Genomic DNA, 26,487 nt, shown 5'->3' with positions numbered 1-26,487 from the left:
TTAGGCAGGGAATCCTGGCGGGGAATCCTTTCGGCGCGTGTGCGTTACAGCCTTGTGTGATCCGCAAACTCTCCATCCTCGACCGGTCGCGCACCCGCGAGGGGCATCCGGCCCCGCAGGCCCTGCGCGACACCGTGGAGCTCGCCCGCGCGGCGGAGCTGCTCGGCTACCACCGGTTCTGGGTGTCGGAGCACCACAGCGTCCCCGGAGTCGCGGGCTCCGCACCCGCCGTACTGGCCGCGGCCGTCGCCGGGGCCACCCGGCGGATCCGGGTCGGCACGGGCGGGGTGATGCTGCCCAACCACCAACCGCTGGTGATCGCGGAGCAGTTCGGGGTCCTGGAGTCGCTGTTCCCCGGCCGGATCGACATGGGGCTCGGCCGCTCGGTCGGCTTCACCGGCGGGATCCGGCGGGCGCTGGGCCGCGACACCGGGGACGCCGACCGCTTCGAGGAGCAGCTGGCGGAGCTGCTGGGCTGGCTGGACGGCAGCCAGCGGGCGCATCCCGAGGTGCACGCCCGCCCGGCGGAGGGGCTGCGGATACCGGCCTACGTGCTGGCCACCGGCGAGGGCGCCGGGATCGCGGCCCGGGCCGGGCTGCCGCTGGTGGTGGGCGACCTGCGGACCCGGGGCCGGGTCACGGAGGTCATCGAGCGCTACCGCGCGGAGTTCCGCCCCTCGGCCGCCGGATCGGAGCCGTACGTGGTGGTCTCCGGGACGGTCGCCGTGGCGCGGACCCCGGAGGCCGCCCGGCGCATCCTCGTCCCGGAGGCCTGGTCCCTCGCGTACTCCCGCACCCACGGCACCTTCCCTCCGCTGCGCCCGGCGCAGGAGGTGGAGGCGCTGTCCATGACCCCGAAGGAGCGGGAGTTGTACGAGGGCGGGCTCGCCGGGCACATCCACGGCACCGAGGAGCAGGTCGCGGAGCAGCTGGCCGAGGTGGCCGCGCTGACGGGCGCGGACGAGCTGCTGGTCACCACCTCCACGTACGACCGCACGGCGCTGCTGGACTCCTTCGAGCGGCTGGCCCGGGTGGCAGGGCTGGCGGGGACGGCCGGGCCGGCCGAGCCGGGCGGGCTCTGACTGCGGGCAGCCCTGGGAAGCGGCCTGCAAAGCGGCCCGTAAACTGGGGCGAATGCACCGCTCCACCGCGCCCGAGACCCACCACGACCCCTTCGTACGGGTAAGGGGTGCCCGGGAGCACAATCTGCGCGGCGTCGACGTGGACATCCCGCGCGACGCCCTGACCGTGTTCACCGGGGTCTCCGGCTCCGGGAAGAGCTCCCTGGCTTTCGGCACGCTCTACGCCGAGGCCCAGCGCCGGTACTTCGAGTCGGTGGCCCCGTACGCCCGCCGCCTCATCCACCAGATCGGCGCCCCGAAGGTGGACTCCGTCACCGGGCTGCCGCCCGCGGTCTCCCTGGAGCAGCGGCGCTCCTCCCCCGGCTCGCGGTCCTCGGTCGGGACGGTGACCCTGCTGTCCAACTCCCTGCGGATGCTGTACTCGCGCGCCGGGACCTACCCGCCGGGCGCCGAGCGGCTCGACTCGGACGCCTTCTCCCCCAACACCGCCGCCGGGGCCTGCCCTTCCTGCCACGGACTTGGCAGCATCCACCGCACCAGCGAGGAACTCCTGGTGCCGGATCCGGGGCTGTCGATCCGTCAGGGGGCCATCGCCGCCTGGCCCGGGGCCTGGCAGGGCAAGAACCTCCGGGACATCCTGGAGGTCCTCGGGTACGACGTGGACGCGCCCTGGCGGGAGTTGGCGGCGAAGGACCGCGAGTGGATCCTGTTCACCGAGGAACAGCCGGTGGTCACCGTGCATCCGGTGCGGGACGCGGACCGGATCCAACGGCCCTACCAGGGCACCTACATGAGCGCCCACCGCTACGTGATGCGGACGTTCTCCGACAGCAAGAGCGCCACGCTGCGGGCCCGTGCGGAGCGGTTCCTGACCGATTCACCGTGCCCGGTGTGCGCGGGCCGGCGGCTGGGACCTGCGGCGCTGGCCGTGACGTTCGCGGGCCGTACGATCGCGGAGCTCGCGGCGCTGCCGCTGACCGCCCTGGACACCGTACTGGCCTCGGTACGGGAGAACGCGCCCGCGGGCGGGGAGGCGGCCCGGGTGCTCGCCGAGGACCTGCGGTCCCGGATCGGGCCGGTCGTGGAGCTCGGGCTCGGCTATCTGAGCCTGGACCGCACGGCGCCGACCCTGTCGGCGGGCGAGCTGCAGCGGCTGAGGCTGGCGACGCAGCTGCGGTCCGGGCTGTTCGGGGTGGTGTACGTGCTGGACGAGCCGTCGGCGGGACTGCATCCGGCCGACACCGAGGCGCTGCTCGGCGTACTGGACCGGCTCAAGGCGGCGGGGAACACGGTGTTCGTGGTCGAGCACCACCTCGACGTGGTGCGGCATGCGGACTGGCTGGTGGACGTGGGTCCGCTGGCCGGGGAGCACGGCGGGCGGGTGCTGTACAGCGGGCCGCCGCGGGAGCTCGCGGGCGTGGCGGAGTCGGCGACGGCGCGGCACCTGTTCGGGTCGGTCGGGGCGGAGGCGGAGGCGGGACGGCGGCCGGTGCGGGCGGCGAGCGGTTCGGTCCGGCTCACCGCCGTCGAGCGGCACAACCTGCGGGGCGTGGACGCCGAGTTCCCGCTCGGGGTGTTCACGGCGGTCACCGGCGTGTCGGGGTCGGGCAAGTCCACGCTGGTGGGCCAGGTGCTCGCCCGGGAGGTCGGGGAGCGGATCGCGGATCCGGGGTTCCCGGTGCGACGGCTGGTGGAGGTGGACCAGAAGCCGATCGGCCGGACCCCGCGGTCCAACCTGGCCACGTACACGGGCCTGTTCGACGTGGTGCGCAAGCTGTTCACGCAGGCTCCGCAGGCGCGGGCGCGCGGCTGGAAGGCGGGCCGGTTCTCCTTCAACGTGCCGGGCGGCCGGTGCGAGACCTGCCAGGGCGAGGGGTTCGTCTCGGTGGAGCTGCTGTTCCTGCCGAGTACGTACGCCCCGTGCCCCCAGTGCGCCGGGGCCCGGTACAACACCGAGACCCTGGACGTGCGGTACGAGGGGCTGAACATCGCGGAGGTGCTGGGCCTGACGGTGGAGTCCGCGGCGGCCTTCTTCGCGCGGGTCCCGGCGGCGGCGCGCAGTCTGCGGGCGCTGGAGGACATCGGGCTCGGCTATCTGCGGCTCGGGCAGCCGGCCACGGAGCTCTCGGGCGGCGAGGCGCAGCGGATCAAGCTGGCGACGGAGCTCCAGCGCCTGCGCCGCGACCACACCCTGTACGTGCTGGACGAGCCGACGACCGGGCTGCACCCGGCGGATGTGCGGGTGCTGCTGCGGCAGTTGCACGGGCTGGTGGACGCCGGGCACTCGGTGGTGGTCGTGGAGCACGACATGGAGGTGGTGGCGGGCGCGGACTGGGTGATCGACCTGGGTCCGGGCGGCGGCACGGACGGCGGCCGGATCGTCGCGGCGGGCACGCCGGCACAGGTCGCCGCCGCGGGCGCGGGCCGTACGGCGGGCTACCTCGCGCGGGCGCTGCGCTAGTGCCTACGCATCGCCCGGGAGCAAGTGCTGCGCGAGTTCGCGGAAGCTCCACCGGCCCTGCCGACGGGTGAACGTCCACACCAGGTCGTAGCGGTCGGGCCAGGCGGCGGGGACGCCGAGGACCTGGTGGGCGCCGAGGGCGTGGATCAGGCGGGGGACGCCGGTGTGTTCCCAGCAGACGAGTACGGGCATCGGGGCGGCCAGCGCGGCGCGCGCCAGGGCCTCCTCGGCGCCGACGGCGAACTCGGCGCGCAGCGGCGCACGGAGGGCGGTGGTCAGCGGCTCGACCGTCTGGCGGCAGCGGGCGGGGGGTCGGCCTCCGGGACCGGACGGGCCGCCTGCCGCGAAGACGACGGCCGGGCGCGGCAGCGTCGAACCACCGGCCGGCGGGAACAGGCGGTGCAGTTCCTCGGCCCGGCGCCGGCCGCGCCCGGCGAGGGATCCGGGGTCCTCGTTGCCGTCCTCGTCCTCGCCCAGGTCCCCCGCGTACGGCTTCTCCGCGTGCCGGATCAGCATGACCAGGGCGTCCTTCGGCGCGGCTTTCGGGCCGTGGGCGGCGGTGGACGGATCCTCCGCGGAGCAGCCGGCCATCGCGAGCGGGGCGAGGGCGGCGGCCGCCAGGAGGGTGCGGCGGCGCGGTCCGGACCCGGCGGGGGCTTCTGGCATGGGGCCCACTGTCCCCCACCGGCCGGACGCCTCCGTGGCGCGGCGCGGCGTAGGGCCGGCACGAGCGCCCGGTCGGCCGATCGGATCAGCCGATCGGCCGAGGCCGCTCGTCAGGCCCGCACCTCGCGTAAGACCCTCAGTTCTCGTAAGGCGAGGGCACCGGGAAGTAGGCCTCCAGGAAGGCGGTGACCGCGCGCTGCTGCTCCTGGGGCGAGAGCCCGGGTCCGGTGTCGTCATCGGCGAGGCAGAACGCGTCGGCCCAGCGGTCGGCCGCCAGGCCGGGCAGCCGGTCGATCTCCTCCGCCCGGCCGGTGCTGACGTACGCGTGGTGCAGTTCGCCCTCCACGGCGCGGCCGTCGGCGAGGGCCAGGTGGGAGGCGAGGGTGACGGGGGCGAGGTCGTCGGCGCTGCGGAAGGCCGAGCGGCTGGTGGTGGTCAGCCGGCCGGGCAGCCGCTCCTCGACGTGGGCGAAGAGGGAGCGGCTGAGCGGGTACGGGGTGTGGGCCAGGATGTGCGGATAGGTGCGGCCGGCTGCCTGTTCCACCGCGTGGCGGGTGGCCTTCTGGGAGGCGGTGAAGACGTCGTCGTCATCGGCGCCGGGGGCGCTGGGGGCCACGGCCCGCTGGTCGTGGAAGACCTTGGGCAGACCGGAGGAGAGGAAGTAGTTCTGGGGGCGCTGGGGGCGGCCGAGGAAGATGTCGTCGTTGAAGTAGAGGAAGTGCTCGGCGAGGCCGGGGATGCGGTGGAGCTGGCTCTCGATGGCGTGGGAGTTGAAGACGGGGAGGCCGACGGGGTCGGCGAACAGCTCGCGGTGGTCGACGACGGTTACCTGGGGGTGGTCGGTGGCCAGCCAGGGCGGGGTCTGGTCGTCGGTGACGATGAAGACGCGGCGGATCCAGGGCGCGTGGGCGGCGATGGAGCGCAGGCAGTAGCGGAGCTCCCCGCGGTCGCGGTAGCGGTTCTCGGCGTGGTCGACGGGGGCGCGCCCGGCGGGGCCGGACCCCGCGGCGGCCGCGGCGGCGCGGTCCCGGCGGCGGCGCCAGGCGGGGTCGGCGGCGTCGACCCAGGTGATCACGGCGTCGACGGGGAAGTCGATGTCGTCGGGGAAACGGCCCGCGAAGGCGTCGACGACGGGGTGATCGCGGTCGCCGACGCGGGTGGTGGACGTGGCTTCGAGGGTGGGCACCCACCAGCCGTACGGGGTCTCGCGCAACCCGGCGATCGCCCCGATGCCCGACTCCGCGGCCTCCCAGAACTCCAGGTCACAGCCGGTTTCGGGGCCGTAGGCCACGGTCCGGCCGGAGGTGACGACCGGCTGGAAGAGCCGGATCCCCTTGATCTTCGGGGGGTGGGCGTCGGCAGGCGGGCCCTCCTGGGCCGCGACGGCTTCGGGGAGTGTTTCGGCGAGGACCTCCCCGGCTTCGCCGCCGCCGTCGCCATCGCCATCGCCATCGCCATCGCCATCGCCGAGGAGCCTGGCGTACACCGGGAGCCCTGCGAAGGCCGCGGCGCATGCTTTCAGGGCGCTCGCGCGGTCGCCCGGGGCGATGGCCACCCGGTGTCGGAGCTCCCCGTCGGGGACCAGCCCGTACGGGACGGCGGCCGTTTCCAGTGCCTCGGCGACCGCGCTCAGGTTGGCGTCCCGGGCGCCGGCGGGCAGCAGGTCGTCGCGGACCCGGGAGAGCCGGCCGCGGTGGCGGACCAGGCCGGGCAGTTTCCCCAGCAGCTCGTCCTCACGGGCCCGGCCGGGCGGGGGCGGCGCCGGGCTCCCGCTGCCGGTGCTCTCCCGCATGGCGGCGTCCGGCTGTTTCGGTACGCCGCCGGGCCGGCGCAGCGTCCGTACGATCCGGCGCAGGCCGAAGGGAAGGGGGAGACGGGAACGGCCCTGCATATACGACCTCGCGAGACGGCGCCGGTGTGCGGCACCCGAGGATGCGGACGGCACCCGGCGTGAGGGGGTGCGGTGCCGTGCGGCAGGCAGGGGCGGATGCCTCGTTCACCTCCACCTTTCCCTTCGTTCATTTTTCACGCAAGTGCCTGGAGTCCCTTGTTCCCGTCTCACAGGGAGTTCTCAGATTCCTCAGGCTCCGTGTTTGCGGACCGCCCGCAGCCATTCACGGTTCATGGCGGAGATGGACGGCAGCGGGATGCCCTTGGGGCAGGCCGTGGCGCATTCGCCGGTGAGGGTGCAGCCGCCGAAGCCCTCCTCGTCCATGCGGGCCACCATGTCGAGGACGCGGGTCTCGCGCTCCGGCGAGCCCTGCGGCAGCACGTTGAGGTGGTTGACCTTGGCGGAGGTGAAGAGCATCGCGGAACCGTTGGGGCAGGCCGCCACGCAGGCCCCGCAGCCGATGCATTCGGCGTGCTCGAAGGCGGAGTCGGCGTCGGCCTTGGGCACGGCGGTGGCGTGCGCCTCGGGGGCGGATCCGGTCGGGGCGGTGACGTAACCGCCGGCCTGGATGATCCGGTCGAAGGCACCGCGGTCCACGACGAGGTCCTTGACCACCGGGAAGGCGGCGGCGCGCCAGGGCTCGACGTCGATGGTGGCGCCGTCGTCGAAGGAGCGCATGTGCAGCTGGCAGGTGGTCGTGCGCTCGGGGCCGTGGGCGTCGCCGTTGATCACGAGGCTGCACGCGCCGCATATGCCCTCGCGGCAGTCGTGGTCGAAGGCGACCGGGTCCTCGCCGCGCAGGATGAGGTCCTCGTTGAGGGTGTCGAGCATCTCCAGGAACGACATGTCGCGGGAGATGCCGTCGACCTCGTACGTGATCATGGCGCCGGGGGTGTCGGGGTTCTGCTGGCGCCAGACGCGCAGGTTGAGCTTCATGCGTAGCTCCGCTGGGTGGGGTGGACGTACTCGAAGACGAGGTCTTCCCTGTGCAGGACGGGGGCCGCGCCGGTGCCCTGGTACTCCCAGGCGGCGGCGTAGCCGAACTCCTCGTCGCGGCGGGCGGCCTCGCCGTCCGGGGTCTGGGACTCCTCGCGGAAGTGGCCGCCGCAGGACTCGGCGCGGTGGAGGGCGTCGAGGCACATCAGCTCGGCGAGTTCGAGGTAGTCGACGATGCGGTTGGCCTTCTCCAGCGACTGGTTGAACTCTTCGCCGCTGCCGGGGACCTTGATGCGCTGCCAGAACTCCTCGCGGATCTCCGGGATCCGGGCGAGGGCCTTGCGCAGTCCTTCCTCGGTGCGGGACATGCCGCAGTACTCCCACATGAGCTCGCCGATCTCGCGGTGGAAGGAGTCCGGGGTGCGGTCGCCGTCCACGGCGAGCAGCTTGGCGAGGCAGTCGCGGACCTCCCGTACGGCGGCCGCGGCCTCGGGGTGGCCGTCGTCGACGGCGTCCTGGTGCGGGTGGCGGGCCAGGTAGTCGTTGATGGTGGAGGGCAGGACGAAGTAGCCGTCGCCGAGGCCCTGCATCAGGGCGGAGGCGCCGAGGCGGTTGGCCCCGTGGTCGGAGAAGTTGGCCTCGCCGATCGCGAAGAGGCCGGGGACTGTGGTCTGGAGGTCGTAGTCGACCCAGAGCCCGCCCATCGTGTAGTGCACGGCCGGATAGATCCGCATGGGGACCTCGTACGGGTTCTCGGCGGTGATCCGCTCGTACATGTCGAAGAGGTTGCCGTACTTCTCGGCGACCTTGTCCCGGCCCATGCGGCGGATGGCGTCGGCGAAGTCGAGGTAGACGCCCTGGCCGCCGGGGCCGACGCCGCGGCCCTCGTCGCAGACGTTCTTGGCGGCGCGGGAGGCGATGTCGCGGGGCACGAGGTTGCCGAAGGAGGGGTAGATCCGCTCCAGGTAGTAGTCGCGCTCCGCCTCGGGGATCTGTGCGGCGGGGCGGGTGTCGCCCTTGGCCCTGGGGACCCAGATGCGGCCGTCGTTGCGCAGGGACTCGCTCATCAGGGTGAGCTTGGACTGGTGGTCGCCGGTGCGCGGGATGCAGGTGGGGTGGATCTGGGTGAAGCAGGGGTTGGCGAAGTACGCGCCGCGCCGGTGCGCCCGCCAGACGGCGGTCGCGTTGGAGTTCATGGCGTTGGTGGAGAGGTAGAAGACGTTGCCGTAGCCGCCGGAGGCCAGGACGACGGCGTCGGCGTAGTGGGTGGAGATCCTTCCGGTGATCAGGTCGCGGGCGACGATGCCGCGGGCCACGCCGTCGACGGTGATCAGGTCGAGCATCTCGGTGCGGGCGTGCATCTCCACGTTGCCGGCGGCGATCTGCCGGGACAGCGCCTGGTAGGCGCCGAGGAGGAGCTGCTGGCCCGTCTGGCCGCGGGCGTAGAAGGTGCGGGAGACCTGGACGCCGCCGAAGGAGCGGGTGTCGAGGAGGCCGCCGTACTCGCGGGCGAAGGGGACGCCCTGGGCCACGCACTGGTCGATGATCTCGACGGAGATCTGGGCGAGGCGGTGGACGTTGGACTCGCGGGCGCGGAAGTCGCCGCCCTTGACGGTGTCGTAGAAGAGGCGGTGCACCGAGTCGCCGTCGTTGCGGTAGTTCTTGGCGGCGTTGATACCGCCCTGCGCGGCGATGGAGTGAGCCCGGCGCGGGGAGTCGGAGAAACAGAACTGGACCACGTGGTAGCCCTGTTCGGCCAGGGTGGCGCCGGCCGCCCCGCCGGCCAGGCCGGTGCCGACGACGATGACGGTGTGCTTGCGGCGGTTGGCCGGGTTGACGAGCTTGGCCTCGAAGCGGCGCCGGTCCCAGCGTTCGGCGATGGGGCCTTCGGGGGCCTTGGTGTCGGCGATCGGCTCGCCGGTGGCGTAGTGGGCGTAGTCGGTGCTCATGTCAGCTCACCACTCCGGTCATGACGGCGACGGGGACGGAAACGAAGCCCGCGAAGAGGACGAGGGCGAGGGCGTCGGCGAGGAACTTCAGCGCCCGGTCGCGGCGGGCGTTGCCCGCGCCGAGAGTCTGGGCGGCGCTCCAGAAGCCGTGCCGGACGTGCAGGCCGAGGGCGGACATCGCAACGATGTAGATCGTGTTGCCGTACCAGGTGGAGAAGGTGGCGAGGACGTTCTCGTAGGGGTGGCCGGCCCATGCGCGCTCGTTGACGGTGAGCGTGGTCAGGTCGAGCAGGTGCCAGACGATGAACAGGGCGAGGATGATGCCGCCCCAGCGCATGGTGCGGGTGGCGTAGCTCGCGCGGCGGCGCTTGTGGGCGTACTTGACCGGGCGGGCCTTGATGTCCCGGCGGCTGAGCTGGTACGCGGACACGGCGTGGCCGACGACCGCGGCGAGGAGCACCACGCGCACGATCCACAGGGCCCACTCGTGGTGGAGGAAGGGCGAGCCGAGGGTCCGCAGCCAGTGGGCATAGCCGTTGAACTCGCCCGCCCCGAAGAAGATCTTGAGGTTGCCGAGCATGTGGACGACCAGGTATCCGAGCATGATCAGCCCGGACATCGCCATCACGGACTTCTTGCCGACGGTGGAGTCCCAGAGCGTTCGCGTGGTGGACGGCCGTCGGCCCGTCCGCGTTGCCAGAGCCATGCCACCGACGGTAAGGACCAAAGTCCCGAGAGGTCCAAGACATGCTGGTGCTCATCTCGATAGGGCTTGCCTATATACGGCGTATGCTGGGGCGATGCAGTTCCAGCAGCTCCTGTACTTCGTGGCCGTCGCCGAAACCCGTCACTTCACCCGGGCCGCGGAGCGGGTGCACGTCGCCCAGCCGTCGCTCTCGCAGCAGATCAAGGCGCTCGAACGGGAGCTGGGGGCGGAGCTGTTCAGCCGGGCGAGGGGGAACATCGCGCTGACCGACGCGGGCGAGGCGCTGCTGCCGCTGGCCCGGCGGATCCTGGCGGACGCGGACACCGCGCGGCTGGAGGTGCAGGAGCTGGCGCAGCTGCGGCGGGGGCGGGTGCGGCTGGGCGCGACGCCGAGCGTGTGCACGGGGCTGCTGCCCGGGGTTCTTCGCGCTTTCCACACCGCCCATCCGGGGATCGAGCTGCTGATCGAGGAGAGCGGTTCGCTGGACCTCGTACGGGAACTCGCGCGCGGGGCCCTGGACCTGGCACTCATCGCGCTGCCGCTCCCGCCCTCGGCTCCGTCGCTGACCACGGTGGAGCTGCTGACGGAGGACCTGGTGGTGGTCTCCTCGGCGGAGCTGCCGCCGCCGGCGGGCGGCGGGCCGCTGACGGTGTCCGCGCTGCGCGACGAGCCGATGGTGATGTTCCGCCACGGCTACGACCTGCGGGACCTGACGGTGGCCGCCTGCCGGGCGGAGGGCTTCGAGCCGGTGTTCACGGTGGAGGGCGGGGAGATGGACGCGGTCCTGGGCTTCGTACGCGCGGGACTCGGCGTGGCGGTGGTCCCGGCGATGGTCGTCGACCACGGCGGCCCGGGGCTGCGCGCCACCCCGCTGGCAGGCTCCCCGCTGCGCCGCACCATCGCCCTGGCGCACCGCACGGACGTCGCTCCCCCGCGCGCGGCGCGTGAGCTGAAGCGCATGCTGCTGGGCTGAGCGCGCCGCGCCTCTCGTGGGGCGGCGGGTCCGTCAGGCCGCGGCTATGGGAAGGGCCTCGTCGAGCCCGTCGGCCAGCATCGCGAAGGCCTGGTCGGCGTCGGCCACGGCCGCCGGGTGGGCCTCCTCGGCGCTCTGGCCGGCGGCCATGCGGAGATAGTTCTCCCGGCCCAGCTCATGGCGGACCGCCACCAGGTGCATCGCGGCCAGCCGGGCGGCGAGCGGCCGGACCGACTCCGATTCGAGCACGGCGGCGAGCAGCTCCACCTCGCGGTCGGCGTAGTGGGCCATCCGGCTCTCCAGGCTGGCGGTGGAGTAGAGCAGCCGCTGGAACGCGACCACCCCGGGGTGGTCACAGAGCCCGGTGATCGGGTCCCGTTCGGCGAGGGCCGCCAGGAAGTGCGCGTGCACCGCGGCCACCGGAGTCCGGCCTGCGGGCCGGTCGCGCACGATGCGCGCCGCCTCGTCCTGGTGGTCGGCGAACCGGTCGAGCAGCAGGTCCTCCTTGCTCGGGAAGTACCGGAACAGGGTGGGTTTGGAGACCTCGGCCGCGGCGGCGACATCGGCCACCGACACGGCATCGAAGCCCCGCTCCAGGAAGAGTTCCAGCGCCGTGGCCGCCAGCTGGCGACGCGTACGGAGCTTCTTGTTCTCGCGCAGACCCGTCTTCTCCATACCGCGAGCGTAGCACAGAATCGTGACTCAGTTAATTTCTTTACCGGGTTGCTTTTTCTGGCGGAAACCGCTTTCCTTGAGACATCGACGAGACAGGGATCGACCTGAGAGGACATCCGATGACTGAGGTACTGATCGCGGGCTCCGGCCCCACGGGACTGACCCTGGCCTGCGCCCTCGCCCTGCGGGGAGCCGCCGTCCGCGTCATCGACGAGCGCTCGGAGCCTCACCGCGAGTCCCGCGGCAAGGGGCTCCGCCCGAGCAGTGTGGAGATCTTCGAGGAGCTCGGCGTGGCCCGGTCCCTGACCGCCATCGGCAAGGAGGAGGTGGTCCTGCGCAAGTACTTCGACGGAGCACACGTCAACGACACCCTCGTCTCCGGCACCGGGCTGCTGATAGGGCAGTGGCAGATCGAGGAGGCGCTGCGCGAGCGGCTCGCCGGACTGGGGGTGACGGTCGAGTACGGGGCCCGGCTGGCCGGAATCGGCCAGGACGCGGCCGGGGTCCGGGCGGAGCTGGCGGACGGCACCGTGATCGGGGCCCGTTATCTCGCCGGGTGCGACGGCGGGCACAGCACCACCCGCAAGCTCCTCGGCATCCCCTTTGAAGGGAGCACGGAGGAGGAGCCCGCGATGGTCATCGGGGACGTCCGGGCCCCCGGGCTCAGCCGGGACTTCTGGCACCAGTGGTTCAGCTCGGACGGCAGCGGGATCATGCTCTGCCCGATGCCGGGGACGGACACCTTCCAGCTACAGGCTTCACCCGAGCAGGACGAGCACGGGCAGCCGGTGCCGCCCTCGCTGGAGACCTTCCAGCGCCTGTTCGACCGGCACGCCCGGATACCCGGGATCCGGCTCACGGATCCCACCTGGCTCTCCACCTGGCGGGTCAGCGTCCGCGTGGTCACCCGGATGCGCGAGGGCCGGGTCTTCCTCGCCGGGGACGCCGCGCACGTCCACCCCATAGCCGGCGGGCTGGGCATGAACACCGGCATCGACGACGCGGCCGCCCTGGGCCGGACCCTGGCCGCCGCCCTCACCGGGCCGGGCGGGGAGGAGGTGCTCGACGTGTACGAGGCGGAGCGGTTGCCGGTGGCCACCGAGGTCGCGGCCGACACGGCGCGGCGGTACGAGCGGGTTCTGGCGGCCGTCCGGACACCCGGCCGGGGGACGGAGGCCGGCCTGGACTGACCGGGCCGCCGGGCCGGTGTCGGGCCGGGCGTCAGGAGGGCGTGGGCACGGCGTCCGACAGCGAGAGGGTGTGGATGCGGTCGGGGGCGCCGGGGCGGGCGTAGTACCAGCCCTGGGCGGTGTCGCAGCCGAGGTCGCGGAGCTGGGCGGCCTGGGCGCCGGTCTCCACGCCCTCGACCGTGACGGCGAGTTCGAGACTGTGGGCCAGGGCCACGATGCCTTCCACGATCTTGACGTCGACCGGGTTGGCGGGCTGCTGCTGCATCCCCTTGGTGAAGGAGCGGTCCAGCTTCAGGACGCTGACCGGGAGGCGGCGCAGGTTCGCCAGGTTCGAGTAACCCGTGCCGAAGTCGTCGAGCGCGATGTCCACGCCGAGGGCCGCGAGCCGTCGCAGGGGCTCCAGAAGTTCGTCGTCGGCACCGATCAGAGCCGATTCGGTGACCTCCAGGCACAGGGCGCCGGGGGCGAGGCCGGAGTTCTCCAGCACCGCGACGGTGTCGGCGACCAGGCCGGGGTGGTGCAGCTGGGTCGGCGAGAGGTTGACGTTGATCCGCAGGGCCGAGCCGCCGTGCTGGCGCTGCCAGTTGCGGGCCTGGCGAACGGCCTCCTCCAGGACCCAGCGGCCGAGCGGCACGATCAGCCCGGTCCGTTCGGCGAGCGGGATGAAGCGGTCCGGGCCGAGTACCCCGTACTGCGGGTGGGACCAGCGGACGAGGGCCTCGGCGCCGTGGACGCTGCCGTCGTGCAGGTGGACCAGCGGCTGGTACTCGATGAAGAACTCGCCGCGTTCCAGCGCCGCCGGGAGGGCGTTGGTCAGGCCGTGCCGGGTGATGGCGCGGGCGTCGGCCTCGGCGTCGGCGAACTCGAAGCGGTTGCCGCCGGCCGCCTTGGCCCGGTACATGGTGATGTCGGCGCTGCGCAGCACCTCCGCCGCGGTGCGCTCGCGAGCCGGGCCCTCCACGATGCCGATGCTGCCGCGGACCGACAGCTCTCGGCCCTCGATGCGGATGGGCACCGACAGGGCGGACAGGATCCGGACGGCGAGTTCGGTCACCTTCTCCTCGGTGTCCGAACCGGTGGTCAGCGCCACGAACTCGTCGCCGCCGAGACGTGCGACGACCTCGCCGGGGCCCGTCGCGCAGCTCTGCAGCCGGTCGGCGACCTCCACCAGGAGCCGGTCGCCCGCAGAGTGGCCGAGGCTGTCGTTGACCGCCTTGAACCCGTCGAGGTCCAGGTAGCAGAGGCCGAAACGGCTGCCGCCGGCCCCGCTCAGAGCCTTCTCCAGGCGTTCGAAGAACAGGGTCCGGTTCGGCAGCCCGGTCAGGGCGTCATGGGTGGCCTCGTAGCGGAGGCGCAGGTTCAGCAGCCGGCGCTCGGTGGTGTCCTCCATCAGCGCCAGCTGGTACTGGGGAACGCCCTCGGCGTCGCGCAGCAGCGACACCGTCAGGTTGGTCCACAGCACGGTCCCGTCGTGCCGGTAGTACGGCTTCTCCACGCGGTAGCTCTCGCGTTCGCCACGTACGAGTTCGCCGTACATCCGCCAGACGTGCGGGGCATCGTCGGGGTGGCCCCACTCGCTGACGTTGCGGCCCCGCATGTGCCCGTTCATCCCGCCGAACATCTGCAGCAGCGCGTCGTTGACCTCGAGGATGTTCCCTTCGAGGTCGGCGATGCCGATGCCGACGGCCGCGCCCTCGAAGACCGCCTTGAAGCGCTCCTCGCTGGCGTGCAGGGCCTGCTGGGCGTCGATGCGGGCGGTCAGCGCGGAGCGGGCGATGGCCTCCTGCTCCTTGAGGGTGCGTTCGCGCAGGGCGCGGGCGAATCCGGCCGCGATGCCGTGCTGGAGCCGGGCGCAGCGCGAGCGGTACTCCTCGGTGCCCTCGACGCCGACGCCGTCGGGGCCGCAGTAGAGCACGAGGTACGACTCGACCACGCCGAGCGTGCCGGCCAGTGCCTCCGGGTCGGTGCAGTGCACGGCGACGAGTTCGGCTCCCACCCGCTGGGCGACGCCCGCGTCGAAGGGCCGGGCGTGCAGGGCTTCGGCGAGGGTCCGGGCGAGCGGTATGAGGTGCTGTTCGAACTCGACGCGGGTCAGCGAGGTCGCGGTGACGGGGAAGATCGCCCGTCCCCAGATGGTCGCGAAGCGCCCGATCCGGTCCTCCAGCCCGCTCCGCAGCGCGGCCGGGCCCGCGCCCGCCGACAGGCCCGCCGGAGCCGGCGGGCCTGTGGGCGGGGCGGTGGGCTCCGCTGCCTGCGCGGGCCCCTCGTCCTTCGGGGTCGGTGTGCCGGAGGGCACCGCGGCCGTGGATCTCACGCCTTGCGTCCCACTCCGCCAAAGCCCGAGAACGCGTACGGGTCCTCGGGCGTCTCGCCGCCCTCCGGGTCCTCGGTGCCCTCGGGCTGCCACAGCGGCATGGACACGACGCCGGGTTCGACGAGGTCGAAGCCTTCGAAGAAGCGGCCGATCTGCTCGCCGCTGCGCATCACGAGCGGGTTGCGGATGTCGCGGTAGACGCCGACCGTTCCGGCCGCGACCTCCGGGGAGAGCGGGATCCCCTCGTAGGAGGCGTGCGTGAGCACCAGGAGGCTGCCGGGGGCCAGCACGTCGCGCAGCTCGGAGACGGCGGCGTACGGGTCGTCCGAGTCCTCCAGGAAGTGCAGGACGGCGACGAGCAGCAGGGCGACCGGGCGTTCGAGGTCGAGCAGCTGCGAGACCTCGGGGGCGGCGAGGATGTCCTGCGGCTTGCGCAGGTCGGCGGAGATGATTCCGGTGCGCTCGTCGCCGGCGAGGACGGCCCGGCTGTGCGCGACGGCCACCGGGTCGTGGTCCACGTAGACCACGCGGGCCTCGGGACTGGCGGCCTGGGCGATCTCGTGGACGTTGCCGAAGGTGGGGATGCCGGAGCCGATGTCGAGGAACTGGGTGACGCCCTGGGCCACGGCGTAGCGGACGGCGCGGCGCATGAAGGCCCGGTTGGCCTGCATGATTTTGGGCAGGCCCGGCAGGAACTCCATGGCGCGGCGGGCGGCCTGGCGGTCGACCTCGAAGTTGTGGGAGCCGCCCAGGTAGTAGTCGTAGATGCGGGACACGCTCGGCACCGATATGTCGATACCTGGCGGGGCCCAGGCGGGGCGCTCCATCGGGGTCTCCAAGCCGTAGTCCTGCGCGGTCGTCCGGGATCGGACGCCTGTCCGAGCCGAATGTACTGATCATTGCCCAACGGAGCGAGCAAAAGCGGAAATTGGTGATCCGTTCTTCATCACACACCAAAGGCCTCCACGGCCCCTCCCGCAGCGAATGACCGAAACCGACAAGTCGCTTTTGGGAATGCGCAGGTAGGTGATCGGAATTCTTCGTTCCGTGGCTCAAACCTCTACGGTCTTCACACCACCCGTTCAGGCGAACCACGGCCGAGCTCGGCGTGCGCGGGCGCACGTGAGCCCATGCTCCCCGGGTGAACAGAGCCTCTACCAGACGCCTGCTGGTGGTCCCGGTCCTGCTGTGGGCGGCGCTGTCCGCCACGCCGGCCGTGGCTGATAGCTGCGCCTACGCGACGATCGACGCCGGGGACGGCGCGAGCGCCGTCGGGCTGGTCGCGACCGCCGGAAGCGGCGCGGCCGCGAGCGTCCGGGGTGGCGGACATCACGGCGAAGGCCCTCCCGACGGCCGGGGCAACGGCCATGGAAACGGCCACGGCTCGGGGCACGGGAACGGCCACGGAGGCCACCACGGACACGGTGGACACCACTGCCCGCCGCCTCCCCCGCCGTGCCCGCCGAAGCCGACCCCCACCCCTACGCCGACCCCGTTGCCGACCCCGACGCCCAAGCCGCCACCGAAGCCGACTCCCCCACCCGCGCCGCCGCCTCCGCCCGCGCCGAAGCCCACGCCGCCGCCCCCGCGCGCTCCGCAGGCGAAGCCCCGGCCGAAGCCTCCCGCGCCGGCCCCGCCGAAGCCGGTGCCGGCGCCACCGCTCCAAGCGAAGGCGCCCGCCCCCGTGGTGACGCCGCCGCCCCCGCCCCCGAAGAAGCCGGTGGCCAGGCCGGCCTACCGCACGGCGGCCGCCAAGCGGCCCGAGCACCACATCTCACCGGTGACCTTCACCTTGATGACCGCGGCCCCCGCGGTGCTCGCGATCGTCGCACTGCGGCCTCGCTAGTCCGCAGACCCGCCGCCCGCACACCACCTTTCGTGACCGATTGGGAGTCATCTTGTCGGAATGGCTCGTCCTGACCCTCGCGATGGCCGCGGCCTGCGCCGTGGTGCTGTCCATCGCCTTCTTCAACCACCGGCGGATCGGCGACGACGACGATCCCAACGAGACCCCGGACGTCATCGAGTACATGACGATGATGATCGGGGTGATCTACGCGATCGTGCTGGGCCTGGCGATCGCCGGTGTCTGGGAGGGCCGCGGGGCCGCCCAGGAGTACGTGCGCCAGGAGGCGCAGGCCCTGCACGAGATCAGCGTCCGCTCGGAGGTCTACCCGGCCGACGTGCGCAAGAAGATCCGGTCCGACGTCGACGCGTACGTGACGTACGTGGTGGACACCGAGTGGAAGCAGATGGCCGACCACGGCGATCTCACCGACCGCAGCGCGGAACTGCTGGAGCGCATCCGCCGGGACGTAACGGACTACGAACCGCAGACCGACCACGAGGGGCAGGCGTACCAGCCGCTGGTGGACCAGGTCGCGCTGGTGGACGACGCCCGCAGCGCCCGTGGCCAGGGCGCCGGGGCGACGATGCCGGGGGTGGTGTGGTTCGGGCTGATCGCCGGGGCGCTGGTGACGGTGGGCCTGGTCTTCACCCTGCAGATCCGCCGCTCGTTCCGGGAACTGCTGCTGGCAGGACTGTTCAGCGCTCTGATCGCCTTCCTGCTGTTCTTGATCTGGGACTTCGACGCGCCGTTCGGCCGGGGCATCGCGGCGACCGCCGAACCCTTCCTGGCGCAGTTCCCGCATCTGCCGCTCGGCGGCTGAGGCTCGGGACCGGATATCGGGGACCGGTTCCCGGAGACCGGATCCCGGGAACCGGGTCACGCCGACGCGCCGCAAACCGGGTACGGGCCCGCCGTCCCCGGTTCGGCCCACCCCTGTGCCCCATTCGCCCGTTCCTGATCGCGGGTCACCGCGACCGGACCTAGCGTGTCGGACATCGAGGCGCACGACCCCCCCACGTGCGGAAACCGTTCCGCGGCTGCTCCTCGGAGATCCGGAGATCAACCATGGGTGCGATACGCAGCAACGCCACCGCCCTGCTGAGCGCCGGCGCCACGGGCGCCGTACTCGCGCTCGGCGCCCTCGGCGCTTCCTCCGCGGCCGCGGCCGAGGCCCAGCCCATCACCTCGTTCGGCTTCGCCATCACCCCGTCGACGGTCGCCCCCGGCGGCCAGACGGTGCTCTCCGTCACCGGCTGCAACGCCGCCTACGCCACCGTCTCCTCCGGCGTCTTCGACACCGTGAGCATCGCCCGCGGCCAAACCGCCCGGGTGACCGTGGACCGCGACGCCCGGCGCGGAGCCGTGTATTCCGTCACCTTCACCTGCAACGGCGAGAATGGTTCGGCGGACCTCACCATCACCGGCGGCACCACCAAGCCCACCACCAGCTCCACCTCCACGTCGACGGCCAACTCCACGGCCAGCCGGGGTGCCTCCCTCGGCGTCCGCGGAGGTCTGGGCGGCAGCGTGGCCGGCATGGACCCCCGGGAGCTCGCCGCGGGCGCCGCGCTCTTCCTCGCGGCCGCCGGCGGTACGGCGTACGTCCTGCGCCGCCGCGCATCCACCCGCGGCCACTAGTCCGTCAGTCCGTCCACGGCAACGCTCCGCGCACACCCCCGGAGCACCGACCGCCGGTCGCCCCGAGTCCTGGCCAGGATTCGGGGCGACCGGCGGTTCCCGGGCTACTGCGGGCTGCGCAGGGCCCGACCGGGGAGGGCCCGGCCGTCAGGCCCGCCCGCGCAGCGGACGGCGCCGGCGCAGCACGTGCGCGCCCGCGCCCAGGGCAGCGGCGCCGACCAGGCTCGACCCGATGGCGGTCTCGGCGGTGGACGGGCCGAACGAGCCGCCGATACCGCCCTGTGCGCCGTTGCCCCGGAGGATGGTGAACCGGTGCGTGGCGACCAGGCTGTTGTCGTGGCACTTGACCGACAGCGTGTGGTTGCCCGGCGAGGCGTGGTTGAAGATCCGGACGGTGGCGAACCCGATGGAGCCGGCCGACAGGTTCGTCTGGGGAAAGTTGCCGGCCGACCAGACCGTGCCGCCGTGACGGCACCCGGCCGCGCTGACCTGCATCGTCGAGCCCTGGTGCACGGAGTACGGGTTGACGGTGACATTGCTCGGACCGTTGCCGTTGTTGCCGTTGTTGCCGTTGTTGCCGTTGTTGCCCCCGATGCCGCCGTTGCCGCCCTGACCCGACGGAGATCCGCCCAGTGGGTCCGACGGGTTCGCGGCGGCGAACGGGGTACTGAGCCCGACGGCGACGACGGCCGCCGCGGCCACGGTGAGGGCGCGGAGAACACGCATGGTGGAACCTCCAGCGGGAAGCGCCCCGGAGCGGTCGCCCGGGAAGATCGACGAGAACGCCTCCCACGACGAACCCTCGGGGCGGCTCGCAACCAGCGCATTTCCGGCTTTGGGCCGCAAGGTTGAGCGACACGCCGAGGCGCGCGCGGCTCGCCTGACGGAGCCGCAGGTCACGACCCGTCAGGCATTTATGTGACGAATACCTGGATGGGCGCACCCCTTCCGGCCGCGCCGCCACCCGTTCGCCCTTCACCGATCGCCGTCTTGCGCACGCAGCCTTAGCGTGCGTGAGGAAGGGCGTACAGGGGTGGGACAAGAACGCGGGTCGGGACCCCCGCGTCGGGAAGGGAGAGCCATGACCGAGGACGAGAGCGAGCAGCCACCGAGAAGACGATCCCCCTGGGGCGTGCTCGCACTGGTCATGCTCAGCGGCCTCGCCATGATGCGCAACGGAGCGGACATCGGCGACGGGCCGCCGCAGCCGACCGCCGCGGCGGCGGTCGGGGTGCCGGCCCAGCAGCTGCCGGCGGCTCCGCCGGTGCAGGGTGAGCAGCCGATGCATCAGCAGGCCGAGCCACGCCCGGAGGTGCAGCCGCTGGAGCACTCGTCGGTCCAGCGCATCCGCATCCCCAACATCAAGGTGGACGCGCCGGTGATGACGGTCGGGCTGGACGCGCAGGGCTGGATCGAGGCCCCGCCGCCGCAGGACCCGAATCTGGCCGGCTGGTACCTCAACGGGATCTCGCCGGGCCAGCGCGGCTCGGCGGTGGTCGTGGGCCATGTCGACAACGCGAACGGCCCGGCGGTCTTCTACGGCCTGGGTTCGCTGCGCAAGGGCAACCACATCGAGGTGGAGCGGTACGACGGGCGCACGGCGGTGTTCGAGGTGTACGGGGTGGAGGTCTTCTCGAAGGAGACGTTCCCCGGAGCCCGGGTGTACGGGGACAACGGCCACGCGGAGCTCCGGGTGATCACGTGTGGCGGCGGCTACTCCAAGGCCCGGGGCTACGACGGCAACGTCGTCGTCTTCGCCCGGCTGGTGGAGACCCGTTGAGCGGCGGCGGACCGCCGCCGCACCGCGCCAGGACACGCGCACCCGCCCCGCCGAGGAGTACGGTCCTCAGCGGGGCGGCAGCGTGGGCAGCGTCATCCGGTAGCCCCGGGCCAGGAGTTGGGGCAGGTACGTGCTCACCGCCTGCACGCTCTGCGAGCGGTCGCCGCCCGCGTCGTGGTTGAGCACGATCACGCCGGGCGCCGCGCCCTTGAGGACGTTCGATACGATCGTGGTGGTGCCCGGCTCCTTCCAGTCCAGCGTGTCCACCGTCCAGGCGAGCGGCTCCATGCCCAGCTCGGCCCCGATCTCGAACGCCGCCCGGTTCCACGCCCCGTACGGTGCCCGGAACCACTGCGGCGCCTCCCCCACGGCCTCCTGTACGACCTCGCTCGTGCGGGCGATCTCGGAGGCGAGGGCGGGCCGGCTCAGCGTGGGGATGAGCGGATGGGTCCAGGTGTGGTTGCCGATGACGTGGCCCTCGGCGGCCATCCGGCGCAGCAGGTCCCGGTTGTCGGTGGCCATCTCCCCGCACACGAAGAACATGGCGCGGACGCCGTACCGGGCGAGGGTGTCGAGGATGGCGGGCGTGTAGCGCGGGTCGGGCCCGTCGTCGAAGGTGAGCACCATGGCGCTCGCCGTGCTCGCGTCGGGCGGCAGTTCCAGGATGGGCCGGGTCCGGACGGCGGGCCGCGCGGCGGGCGGGCGCAGCGGGATCTCGGCGGTCATGGGGCTCAGCCGGTACGCGCCCTGGCCGGGCGCCTGCGGCCGCAGGGCGCGGACTCCGCCCGGTCCGGCGGCTCCGCCGGGTCCGGGCTGTCCGGCCGCCGGGCCGCTGCCGGGGGCGGCGCCGAGGCCGGCGCCGGGTGCGCCGCCCGCCGTGTTCTGGCCGGGCGCGCCGGTCTCGCCGCCGGTGAGCAGTCCGGAGGCCGCGGCGACTCCGAGGAAGACGGCGGTGCGCAGGAGCACGCGTCGCCCTACTGTCGGCTCGTCATTTTTCATTATTACTACGTATCAACGACATCCCCGCAGATGTCGAGAGGCGCGAACGCGCGGGCTCCCCCTCACCCGATCAGCCGCGCCGCACCAGCGGGAACGGCAGCGTCTCGCGGATCGTGAGGCCCGTGAGGAACATGACGAGCCGGTCGACGCCGATGCCCAGGCCGCCCGTCGGCGGCATCGCGTACTCCAGCGCGTCCAGGAATTCGTTGTCGAGCTCCATCGCCTCCGGGTCGCCGCCCGCCGCGAGCAGCGACTGGGCGGTGAGCCTGCGCCGCTGCTCCACCGGATCCGTCAGCTCCGAGTAGGCGGTGCCCAGTTCGGTCCCGAAGGCGACGAGGTCCCAGCGCTCGGCGAGCCGCGGGTCCCCCCTGTGCTGCCGGGTCAGCGGGGAGACGTCGGTGGGGAAGTCCTTGTAGAAGGTGGGCAGCTCGGTCTTCTCCTCCACCAGCCGCTCGTACATCTCCAGCACCACATCGCCGCGGGTGTTCTCGGGCGTGTGCGGGACGGCCGCCCGGTCGCAGAGCCGACGCAGTACGTGCTCCTCGGTGTCGCCGTCGACCTCCTCCCCGAGCGCCTCGCTGATCGCCCCGTACATCGTCTTGACCGGCCAGGGCCCGGAGATGTCGTGGACGACGAGCTTGCCGTCCGGGCCCGCCTTGTGGGCGACCGGCGAGCCGAAGGCGGCGGTCGCGGCGCCCTGGATCAGCTCGCGCGTGAGGTCGAGCATGACGTCGTAGTCGGCGAAGGCCTGGTAGGCCTCCAGCATGGTGAACTCGGGATTGTGCTTGTAGGAGACGCCCTCGTTGCGGAAGGTGCGGCCCATCTCGAAGACCTTCTCCAGGCCGCCGACGCACAGCCGCTTCAGGTACAGCTCGGGCGCGATGCGCAGGTACAGGTCGAGGTCGTAGGCGTTGATGTGGGTCCGGAAGGGCCGGGCGTTGGCCCCGCCGTGGATCTGCTGGAGCATCGGGGTCTCGACCTCCAGGTAGCCGCGGTCCAGCAGCCCCTGGCGCAGGGCCTGGACGGCCGCGGACCGGGCCCGTACGACGTCCCGCGCCTCGGGACTCGCGACCAGGTCGAGGTAGCGGCGCCGCACGCGCGCCTCGGGGTCGGCGAGACCCTTGCGCTTGTCGGGCAGCGGGCGCAGGCATTTGCCGGTGAGCTGCCAGGAGGAGACCACGAGGGAGGGCTCGCCGCTGCGGCTGGCGCCGGTCTCGCCGCTCGCGACCACGTGGTCGCCGAAGTCGACCTGGGAGGTGAAGGAGTCCAGTACGCCGGCGCCGCTCTCGTCGCGGGTGAGCATCAGCTGTATGTCCCCGGACCAGTCGCGCAGGACGGCGAAGACCACGCCGCCGAGGTCGCGTACGAGCATCACCCGCCCGGCGAGCGTGGCCTGTTCTCCGGAGCGGGCGCCGGGCGCATGCCCGGGGAGGGCGGCCCGCAGCTCGGCCACGGTGTGGGTGCGCTGCCGGATGCCCACGGGGTACGGGTCGGTGCCGGCCGCCCGGATCCGCTCCATCTTGTCGTGGCGGACACGGACCTGTTCGGGCAGCCGCTCGGCCCGCGCCGCCGTTTCGGCCTCCACGTCCACGAGGTCGAGGGCGAGGGAGTCGATGGACGGCAGCCCCTCGGTGCTGACGGGCGCGGTGAGACCCTTGGCATGCCCGTTGCCCCACAGTTTGCGCAGGCTGGGTACGGAGACGAAGCCCTCGGCGATACCGGAGGCGAGGCTGACCCGGGCGAGCGAGCCGGCGTCCTGGTAGCAGAGGAACCGCGGGTACCACTCGGGCCCGTACTTGACGTTCGAGCGGTACAGGGCCTCCAGCTGCCACCAGCGGGAGAAGAACAGCAGCAGCTTGCGCCACAGCTTGAGCACCGGCCCGGCGCCGATCCGCCCGCCCTCCTCGAAGGCGGAGCGGAAGACGGCGAAGTTCAGGGAGATGCGGCGCACGCCCAGGCCGGGCGCGGCGGCGCACAGCTCGGCGACCATGAACTCCATGACCCCGTTGGGGGCGGTGCGGTCGCGTCGCATCAGGTCCAGGGAGATGCCGTCCTTGCCCCACGGGACGAAGGAGAGCAGGGCGATCAGCTCGCCCTGCGCGTCGAAGGCCTCGACGAGCAGGCAGTCCCCGTCGGCGGGGTCGCCGAGCCGGTCCAGGGCCATGGAGAACCCGCGCTCGGTCTCGGTGTCGCGCCAGGTGTCGGCGCGCTCGATGATCCGCTGCATCTCCTCCTCGCTGAGGGCGGAGTGGCGGCGGATGAGGGTGGTGGCCCCGGTGCGCTTGACGCGGTTGACGGCCTGGCGGGTGACGCGCATGTCGCGGCCGTCGAGGTCGAAGTGGGCGACGTGCAGGATCGCCTCGTCGCCGAGCTGGAGGGCGCTGAGCCCGGAGCGGGCGTACGCGGTCGCCCCCTCCTCGGAGGCGCCCATGACGGCGGGCTGCCAGCCGTGGCGGCGGGCGACGGTGAGCCAGGCGTCGACGGCGCCGGTCCAGGCGGCGGGGTCGCCGACCGGGTCGCCGCTGGCGAGGCAGACGCCGGCCTCGACGCGGTAGGTGACGCCGGCCCGGCCGTTGGGGGCGAACACCACGGCCTTGTCGCGGCGGGTGGCGAAGTAGCCGAGGGAGTCGCTCCGGCCGTAGGCGCCGAGCAGGGCCCGGATACGGGGCTCCTCGTCCCCGTGCAGGGCGGCGGTCAGCCGCTGGGAGCGGAACAGGGTCGAGGCGGCGTTCAGCAGGGCGAGGGCGCCGAAGAGGCCGAGGAAGAAGTACAGCGGGCGGGGCGGGTGGCCGTCGAACTGGCGGGGCGAGACGAGACCGCCGAAGACCTGCCGGGCGGCCCAGTCCAGCCACTGCCCCTCGGGCAGGGTGCCGGGGAACAGGGCGACCAGCCCCCAGCCGGCGAGGACGGCGACGAGCAGGCCGAGGCCAAGGACGAGCATCGCGCGCCAGAAGGCGCCGGGCCGGGAGGCGGCGTAGAACTCCGAGCGGGCGGCGATCAGGACCACGAGGGCGGCGACGGCGATGGCCATCGAGGGGCCGCCGATCCAGTAGTACTCGTCGGCGATGATCAGGACGTCGACCAGCAGGAGCAGGGCCAGATAGGTGACGACGATCCACCAGGCGACCTTCTTGCGGGTGCCGAGGGCGGCGGCGAGCAGGAAGAGGAAGACGGCGTAGGCCAGGTTGGCGCTGACCGGCACCACGATCTCGTCGAGGAAGCGCACGATGTGCCGCAGCAGGTGCCGCAGTGTCGGGGAGAGTGCCAGTACGGCGCACAGGAGCCCGAGCGTTCCGAAGAACGCCGCGAACGCGTCGGGCACCCGGTTCAGGAAGCGGTTCCGGGTGCCCCGGGTCTCCTCCGCGGTGGCACTCATGATTGGCACTCTAGGGAGGCCCGCGCCGCCGCGCGCGGCGAAGCGCATAACCTCGGGAGGGTGACTGAGCACGTGAACACGGGATTCGAACGCGGTACGGACGGTCCGAAGGTGATCCTCGCCGGGGTGGACGGGTCGGAGTCCTCCCTGCGGGCCGCGGCGTACGCGGCGGGGCTGGCCCGGCGGCAGCACGCGCTGCTGGCGCTGGTGTACGTCCAGCCGGTGATGCCGGCCGGGGCCTCGCTGGGCGCGCCGGTGGCCGACACCACCGGGGAGATCGCGGAGGGGCTGGCGGCCGAGATCCGGGACGCGGCAGAGCGGGTCAAGGGCGTCTACGAGGTGCGCTGGCAGTTCCACACCTTCCGCGGCGACCCGTACGCGGGGCTGGTGAGCGCGGCGGACGAGCTCAAGGCGGACGCGGTGGTGGTCGGTGCCTCGGAGCAGGCCGGGCACCGGATCATCGGATCGGTGGCGGTCCGCCTGGTCAAGGCGGGCCGCTGGCCGGTCACGGTGGTTCCGTGACCGGCGCTCCCCGGCCAAAGGGCACGGGCTACTTCGCCATCGTCAGGCCGTCCTTGGCCGCGCCGCGGCTGAGGACGGCCTCGCTGACGGCGTCCTGCGCGCGCTCGTACTCGTCGTCGTCGGGGTCCTGTGCGAGGGCGGCGGGCAGGTTGACGACCTTCCCGGCGGACAGGTCCATCATCTGCGGGATGAACTCGGCCTTGGTGACCTGCCAGCGCAGGCCCGCGGCGGCCGGCGGGGCGAAGGTGAAGCGGCCGATGGAGCCGTAGTTGCCGCGCATGTCCCGCGCGCCGGAGTAGTTGAACATCTCACCGGCGACCTGGTCGCCCATGCCGTAGATGATCCACGTCCCGTTGACCTTCTCGTAGGCCTGCGGGATGTGCGCGTGCGTGCCCAGGATCATGTCGATGTCGGGGCGCCCGCCGCTCTGCGAGGCCGTCAGCTCCCTGCCGAGCGCGAGCTGCTTCTCGTCCGGCTCGGTCTGCCATTCGGTGCCCCAGTGCACGCTGACCAGGACCACGTCCGCGCCCGCCTTCCGAGCGGCTCGCGCATCCGCGATGATCTTGTCCTTCTCCATCAGGTTGACGGCCCACGGCTGGCCCTCGGGCAGCGGGTAGCCGTTCGTGTCGTACGTGTACGCGAGGTGCGCCACCTTCGCGGAGCCCGCCGTGTACGTGGTGGGCGTGGCCGCCTCGGCCGCCGTACGGGCCGAACCGGCGTGCTTCAGCCCGGCCTTGTCGAACTTGTCGAGGGTGCGCTTCAGACCCTCGGCCCCGGCGTCCAGGGTGTGGTTCGAGGCCGTGGAACAGCCGTCGTACCCGGCGTCCTTCAGTCCGTCGGCCACCTCCGGCGGGGACTGGAACGCCGGGTAGCCGGTGAACGGCCCGCCGTCCTCCCCGTACACGGTCTCCATGTGGCAGAGGGCCAGATCCGCCGCCGAGACCACCGGCTTGACCAGGGAGAACATCGGCCTGAAGTCGTGGCCGTCGCCGTCCGCGTCCGCCGCCGCCCGCTTGATGACCGAATCGTGCGGCAGTACGTCGCCGGTCGCGACCAGGGTGAAGCCCTTCGCGGCGCCTTCGGCCGGGGCCGAGTTCGCCCCGGAGCCGGTGGACGGCGCCGGGGCGCGGGAGTTGCCGAGGCGGGCCGGCGCGGGGTCCTTGGCGGAGGAGCAGCCGGCGGCGGCCGCGGCCAGCAAGGCAGCCGACAGGAGCGCGAGGGCCCGCCGGGTGTGCTTGGTCATATGAGCCAGCTCTCATTAGTAGGACTATCCGACCATCTGTAATCCATGGGGGTGGACGTCACCAGTCGGGCGGCGGATCCGCGGGGCCCGGGCGACACCCGCCCTCACCCGGGTGGCCGTTCGCCGCGCCGTTCGACCGTTCACCGCCGGTCGCGGCCGCCCACCGGATGACCTGGGCGCTTGGGCGCAACGGCGGGGCCGGACGGTTCCCGGGGCGCTCCGTGCAGGTGAGGGTGG

21 protein-coding genes are annotated in these 26,487 nt (G+C 72.7%); 9 read left to right on the top strand and 12 right to left on the bottom strand.

Annotation, left to right across the window (positions count from 1 at the left end):
• Positions 1-56 precede the first annotated feature (56 nt).
• Both OG509_RS31870 and OG509_RS31865 read left to right on the top strand, forming a co-directional pair.
• Entirely contained in the window at positions 57-1,082 is a 1,026-nt protein-coding gene (locus OG509_RS31870) for an LLM class flavin-dependent oxidoreductase (protein ID WP_406186075.1), read from the top strand.
• A 52-nt stretch (positions 1,083-1,134) separates the two neighbouring features.
• Positions 1,135-3,543 carry an ABC transporter gene (locus OG509_RS31865; protein ID WP_406186074.1) on the top strand — a complete coding sequence of 803 codons (2,409 nt, stop codon included), beginning with the start codon at positions 1,135-1,137 and terminating at the stop codon, positions 3,541-3,543.
• A gap of 3 nt (positions 3,544-3,546) precedes the next feature.
• Here OG509_RS31865 and OG509_RS31860 read toward each other — a convergent pair whose 3' ends face one another.
• The 5 genes from OG509_RS31860 to OG509_RS31840 all read right to left on the bottom strand — a co-directional run bounded on the left by OG509_RS31860 (position 3,547) and on the right by OG509_RS31840 (position 9,691).
• Complete coding sequence (locus OG509_RS31860) at positions 3,547-4,209, bottom strand: hypothetical protein (protein ID WP_406186073.1); 663 nt, start codon at positions 4,207-4,209, stop codon at positions 3,547-3,549.
• A gap of 136 nt (positions 4,210-4,345) precedes the next feature.
• The gene (locus OG509_RS31855; RefSeq protein WP_406186072.1) at positions 4,346-6,100 is read right to left on the bottom strand and encodes a stealth conserved region 3 domain-containing protein; all 1,755 of its coding nucleotides are present in this window, start codon (positions 6,098-6,100) and stop codon (positions 4,346-4,348) included.
• A 189-nt stretch (positions 6,101-6,289) separates the two neighbouring features.
• Positions 6,290-7,036: a succinate dehydrogenase/fumarate reductase iron-sulfur subunit gene (locus OG509_RS31850; protein WP_406186071.1), complete on the bottom strand. Its 747-nt coding sequence runs from the start codon at positions 7,034-7,036 to the stop codon at positions 6,290-6,292.
• On the bottom strand, positions 7,033-8,985 hold the full coding sequence (locus tag OG509_RS31845) for a fumarate reductase/succinate dehydrogenase flavoprotein subunit (RefSeq protein ID WP_406186070.1): 1,953 nt from the start codon (positions 8,983-8,985) through the stop codon (positions 7,033-7,035). Before OG509_RS31845 ends, OG509_RS31850 begins: the two co-directional genes overlap by 4 nt.
• A 1-nt stretch (position 8,986) precedes the next feature.
• Positions 8,987-9,691, bottom strand: coding sequence for a succinate dehydrogenase (locus tag OG509_RS31840; protein ID WP_406186069.1), 705 nt, complete (start codon positions 9,689-9,691; stop codon positions 8,987-8,989).
• A gap of 94 nt (positions 9,692-9,785) precedes the next feature.
• Here OG509_RS31840 and OG509_RS31835 point away from each other — a divergent pair, with 94 nt between their 5' ends.
• Positions 9,786-10,664 (top strand): LysR family transcriptional regulator, encoded by an 879-nt coding sequence (locus OG509_RS31835; RefSeq protein WP_406186068.1) that lies wholly within the window; start codon positions 9,786-9,788, stop codon positions 10,662-10,664.
• A gap of 33 nt (positions 10,665-10,697) precedes the next feature.
• Here OG509_RS31835 and OG509_RS31830 read toward each other — a convergent pair whose 3' ends face one another.
• Entirely contained in the window at positions 10,698-11,339 is a 642-nt protein-coding gene (locus OG509_RS31830) for a TetR/AcrR family transcriptional regulator (RefSeq protein ID WP_406186067.1), read from the bottom strand.
• Positions 11,340-11,458: 119 nt separating this feature from the next.
• Between OG509_RS31830 and OG509_RS31825 the strand changes: the two genes are divergently transcribed.
• Positions 11,459-12,529 carry an FAD-dependent monooxygenase gene (locus OG509_RS31825; protein WP_406186066.1) on the top strand — a complete coding sequence of 357 codons (1,071 nt, stop codon included), beginning with the start codon at positions 11,459-11,461 and terminating at the stop codon, positions 12,527-12,529.
• Positions 12,530-12,560: 31 nt separating this feature from the next.
• On the opposite strand, the gene OG509_RS31820 is transcribed toward OG509_RS31825, so the two are convergent.
• Together OG509_RS31820 and OG509_RS31815 are read right to left on the bottom strand one after the other, a co-directional pair.
• Positions 12,561-14,732 carry a putative bifunctional diguanylate cyclase/phosphodiesterase gene (locus OG509_RS31820; protein ID WP_406187741.1) on the bottom strand — a complete coding sequence of 724 codons (2,172 nt, stop codon included), beginning with the start codon at positions 14,730-14,732 and terminating at the stop codon, positions 12,561-12,563.
• 107 nt (positions 14,733-14,839) lie between these two features.
• Entirely contained in the window at positions 14,840-15,670 is an 831-nt protein-coding gene (locus tag OG509_RS31815) for an SAM-dependent methyltransferase (RefSeq protein WP_406187740.1), read from the bottom strand.
• A gap of 314 nt (positions 15,671-15,984) precedes the next feature.
• Here OG509_RS31815 and OG509_RS31810 point away from each other — a divergent pair, with 314 nt between their 5' ends.
• From OG509_RS31810 to OG509_RS31800, 3 genes are all read left to right on the top strand, one after another.
• Positions 15,985-16,689 carry a hypothetical protein gene (locus OG509_RS31810; RefSeq protein WP_406186065.1) on the top strand — a complete coding sequence of 235 codons (705 nt, stop codon included), beginning with the start codon at positions 15,985-15,987 and terminating at the stop codon, positions 16,687-16,689.
• Between the two features lie 52 nt (positions 16,690-16,741).
• Positions 16,742-17,512 (top strand): hypothetical protein, encoded by a 771-nt coding sequence (locus OG509_RS31805; RefSeq protein ID WP_406186064.1) that lies wholly within the window; start codon positions 16,742-16,744, stop codon positions 17,510-17,512.
• A 245-nt stretch (positions 17,513-17,757) separates the two neighbouring features.
• Positions 17,758-18,330 (top strand): hypothetical protein, encoded by a 573-nt coding sequence (locus OG509_RS31800; RefSeq protein ID WP_406186063.1) that lies wholly within the window; start codon positions 17,758-17,760, stop codon positions 18,328-18,330.
• Positions 18,331-18,477: 147 nt separating this feature from the next.
• Here the strand turns inward: OG509_RS31800 and OG509_RS31795 are convergent, their stop codons facing one another.
• Positions 18,478-19,056 carry a hypothetical protein gene (locus tag OG509_RS31795; protein ID WP_406186062.1) on the bottom strand — a complete coding sequence of 193 codons (579 nt, stop codon included), beginning with the start codon at positions 19,054-19,056 and terminating at the stop codon, positions 18,478-18,480.
• Positions 19,057-19,411: 355 nt separating this feature from the next.
• Here OG509_RS31795 and OG509_RS31790 point away from each other — a divergent pair, with 355 nt between their 5' ends.
• Positions 19,412-20,110 carry a class F sortase gene (locus OG509_RS31790; protein WP_406186061.1) on the top strand — a complete coding sequence of 233 codons (699 nt, stop codon included), beginning with the start codon at positions 19,412-19,414 and terminating at the stop codon, positions 20,108-20,110.
• Between the two features lie 66 nt (positions 20,111-20,176).
• On the opposite strand, the gene OG509_RS31785 is transcribed toward OG509_RS31790, so the two are convergent.
• Entirely contained in the window at positions 20,177-21,109 is a 933-nt protein-coding gene (locus OG509_RS31785) for a polysaccharide deacetylase family protein (protein ID WP_406186060.1), read from the bottom strand.
• Positions 21,110-21,179: 70 nt separating this feature from the next.
• Positions 21,180-24,485 (bottom strand): bifunctional lysylphosphatidylglycerol synthetase/lysine--tRNA ligase LysX, encoded by a 3,306-nt coding sequence (lysX, locus tag OG509_RS31780; protein ID WP_406186059.1) that lies wholly within the window; start codon positions 24,483-24,485, stop codon positions 21,180-21,182.
• A gap of 60 nt (positions 24,486-24,545) precedes the next feature.
• Between lysX and OG509_RS31775 the strand changes: the two genes are divergently transcribed.
• Positions 24,546-25,007 (top strand): universal stress protein, encoded by a 462-nt coding sequence (locus OG509_RS31775; protein WP_406186058.1) that lies wholly within the window; start codon positions 24,546-24,548, stop codon positions 25,005-25,007.
• Between the two features lie 28 nt (positions 25,008-25,035).
• Here OG509_RS31775 and OG509_RS31770 read toward each other — a convergent pair whose 3' ends face one another.
• Positions 25,036-26,250 (bottom strand): CapA family protein, encoded by a 1,215-nt coding sequence (locus OG509_RS31770; RefSeq protein ID WP_406186057.1) that lies wholly within the window; start codon positions 26,248-26,250, stop codon positions 25,036-25,038.
• Positions 26,251-26,487: the final 237 nt, after the last annotated feature.

Origin of the sequence: Streptomyces sp. NBC_01006, from assembly GCF_045162725.1 — a bacterium.
GTDB lineage: Bacteria > Actinomycetota > Actinomycetes > Streptomycetales > Streptomycetaceae > Streptomyces.
Note: the sequence above shows the minus strand (reverse complement) of the source record. Positions and strands in the feature narration are given on the sequence as shown.

Excerpts from the sequence above, each read along its gene's own strand:
- OG509_RS31865 (WP_406186074.1), top strand. The coding sequence starts at position 1,135 with ATGCACCGCTCCACCGCGCCCGAGACCCACCACGACCCCTTCGTACGG.
- OG509_RS31860 (WP_406186073.1), bottom strand. The coding sequence starts at position 4,209 with ATGCCAGAAGCCCCCGCCGGGTCCGGACCGCGCCGCCGCACCCTCCTG.
- OG509_RS31855 (WP_406186072.1), bottom strand. The coding sequence starts at position 6,100 with ATGCAGGGCCGTTCCCGTCTCCCCCTTCCCTTCGGCCTGCGCCGGATC.
- OG509_RS31850 (WP_406186071.1), bottom strand. The coding sequence starts at position 7,036 with ATGAAGCTCAACCTGCGCGTCTGGCGCCAGCAGAACCCCGACACCCCC.
- OG509_RS31845 (WP_406186070.1), bottom strand. The coding sequence starts at position 8,985 with ATGAGCACCGACTACGCCCACTACGCCACCGGCGAGCCGATCGCCGAC.
- OG509_RS31840 (WP_406186069.1), bottom strand. The coding sequence starts at position 9,691 with ATGGCTCTGGCAACGCGGACGGGCCGACGGCCGTCCACCACGCGAACG.
- OG509_RS31835 (WP_406186068.1), top strand. The coding sequence starts at position 9,786 with ATGCAGTTCCAGCAGCTCCTGTACTTCGTGGCCGTCGCCGAAACCCGT.
- OG509_RS31830 (WP_406186067.1), bottom strand. The coding sequence starts at position 11,339 with ATGGAGAAGACGGGTCTGCGCGAGAACAAGAAGCTCCGTACGCGTCGC.
- OG509_RS31825 (WP_406186066.1), top strand. The coding sequence starts at position 11,459 with ATGACTGAGGTACTGATCGCGGGCTCCGGCCCCACGGGACTGACCCTG.
- OG509_RS31815 (WP_406187740.1), bottom strand. The coding sequence starts at position 15,670 with ATGGAGCGCCCCGCCTGGGCCCCGCCAGGTATCGACATATCGGTGCCG.
- OG509_RS31800 (WP_406186063.1), top strand. The coding sequence starts at position 17,758 with ATGGGTGCGATACGCAGCAACGCCACCGCCCTGCTGAGCGCCGGCGCC.
- OG509_RS31795 (WP_406186062.1), bottom strand. The coding sequence starts at position 19,056 with ATGCGTGTTCTCCGCGCCCTCACCGTGGCCGCGGCGGCCGTCGTCGCC.
- OG509_RS31790 (WP_406186061.1), top strand. The coding sequence starts at position 19,412 with ATGACCGAGGACGAGAGCGAGCAGCCACCGAGAAGACGATCCCCCTGG.
- OG509_RS31785 (WP_406186060.1), bottom strand. The coding sequence starts at position 21,109 with ATGAAAAATGACGAGCCGACAGTAGGGCGACGCGTGCTCCTGCGCACC.
- lysX (WP_406186059.1), bottom strand. The coding sequence starts at position 24,485 with ATGAGTGCCACCGCGGAGGAGACCCGGGGCACCCGGAACCGCTTCCTG.
- OG509_RS31770 (WP_406186057.1), bottom strand. The coding sequence starts at position 26,250 with ATGACCAAGCACACCCGGCGGGCCCTCGCGCTCCTGTCGGCTGCCTTG.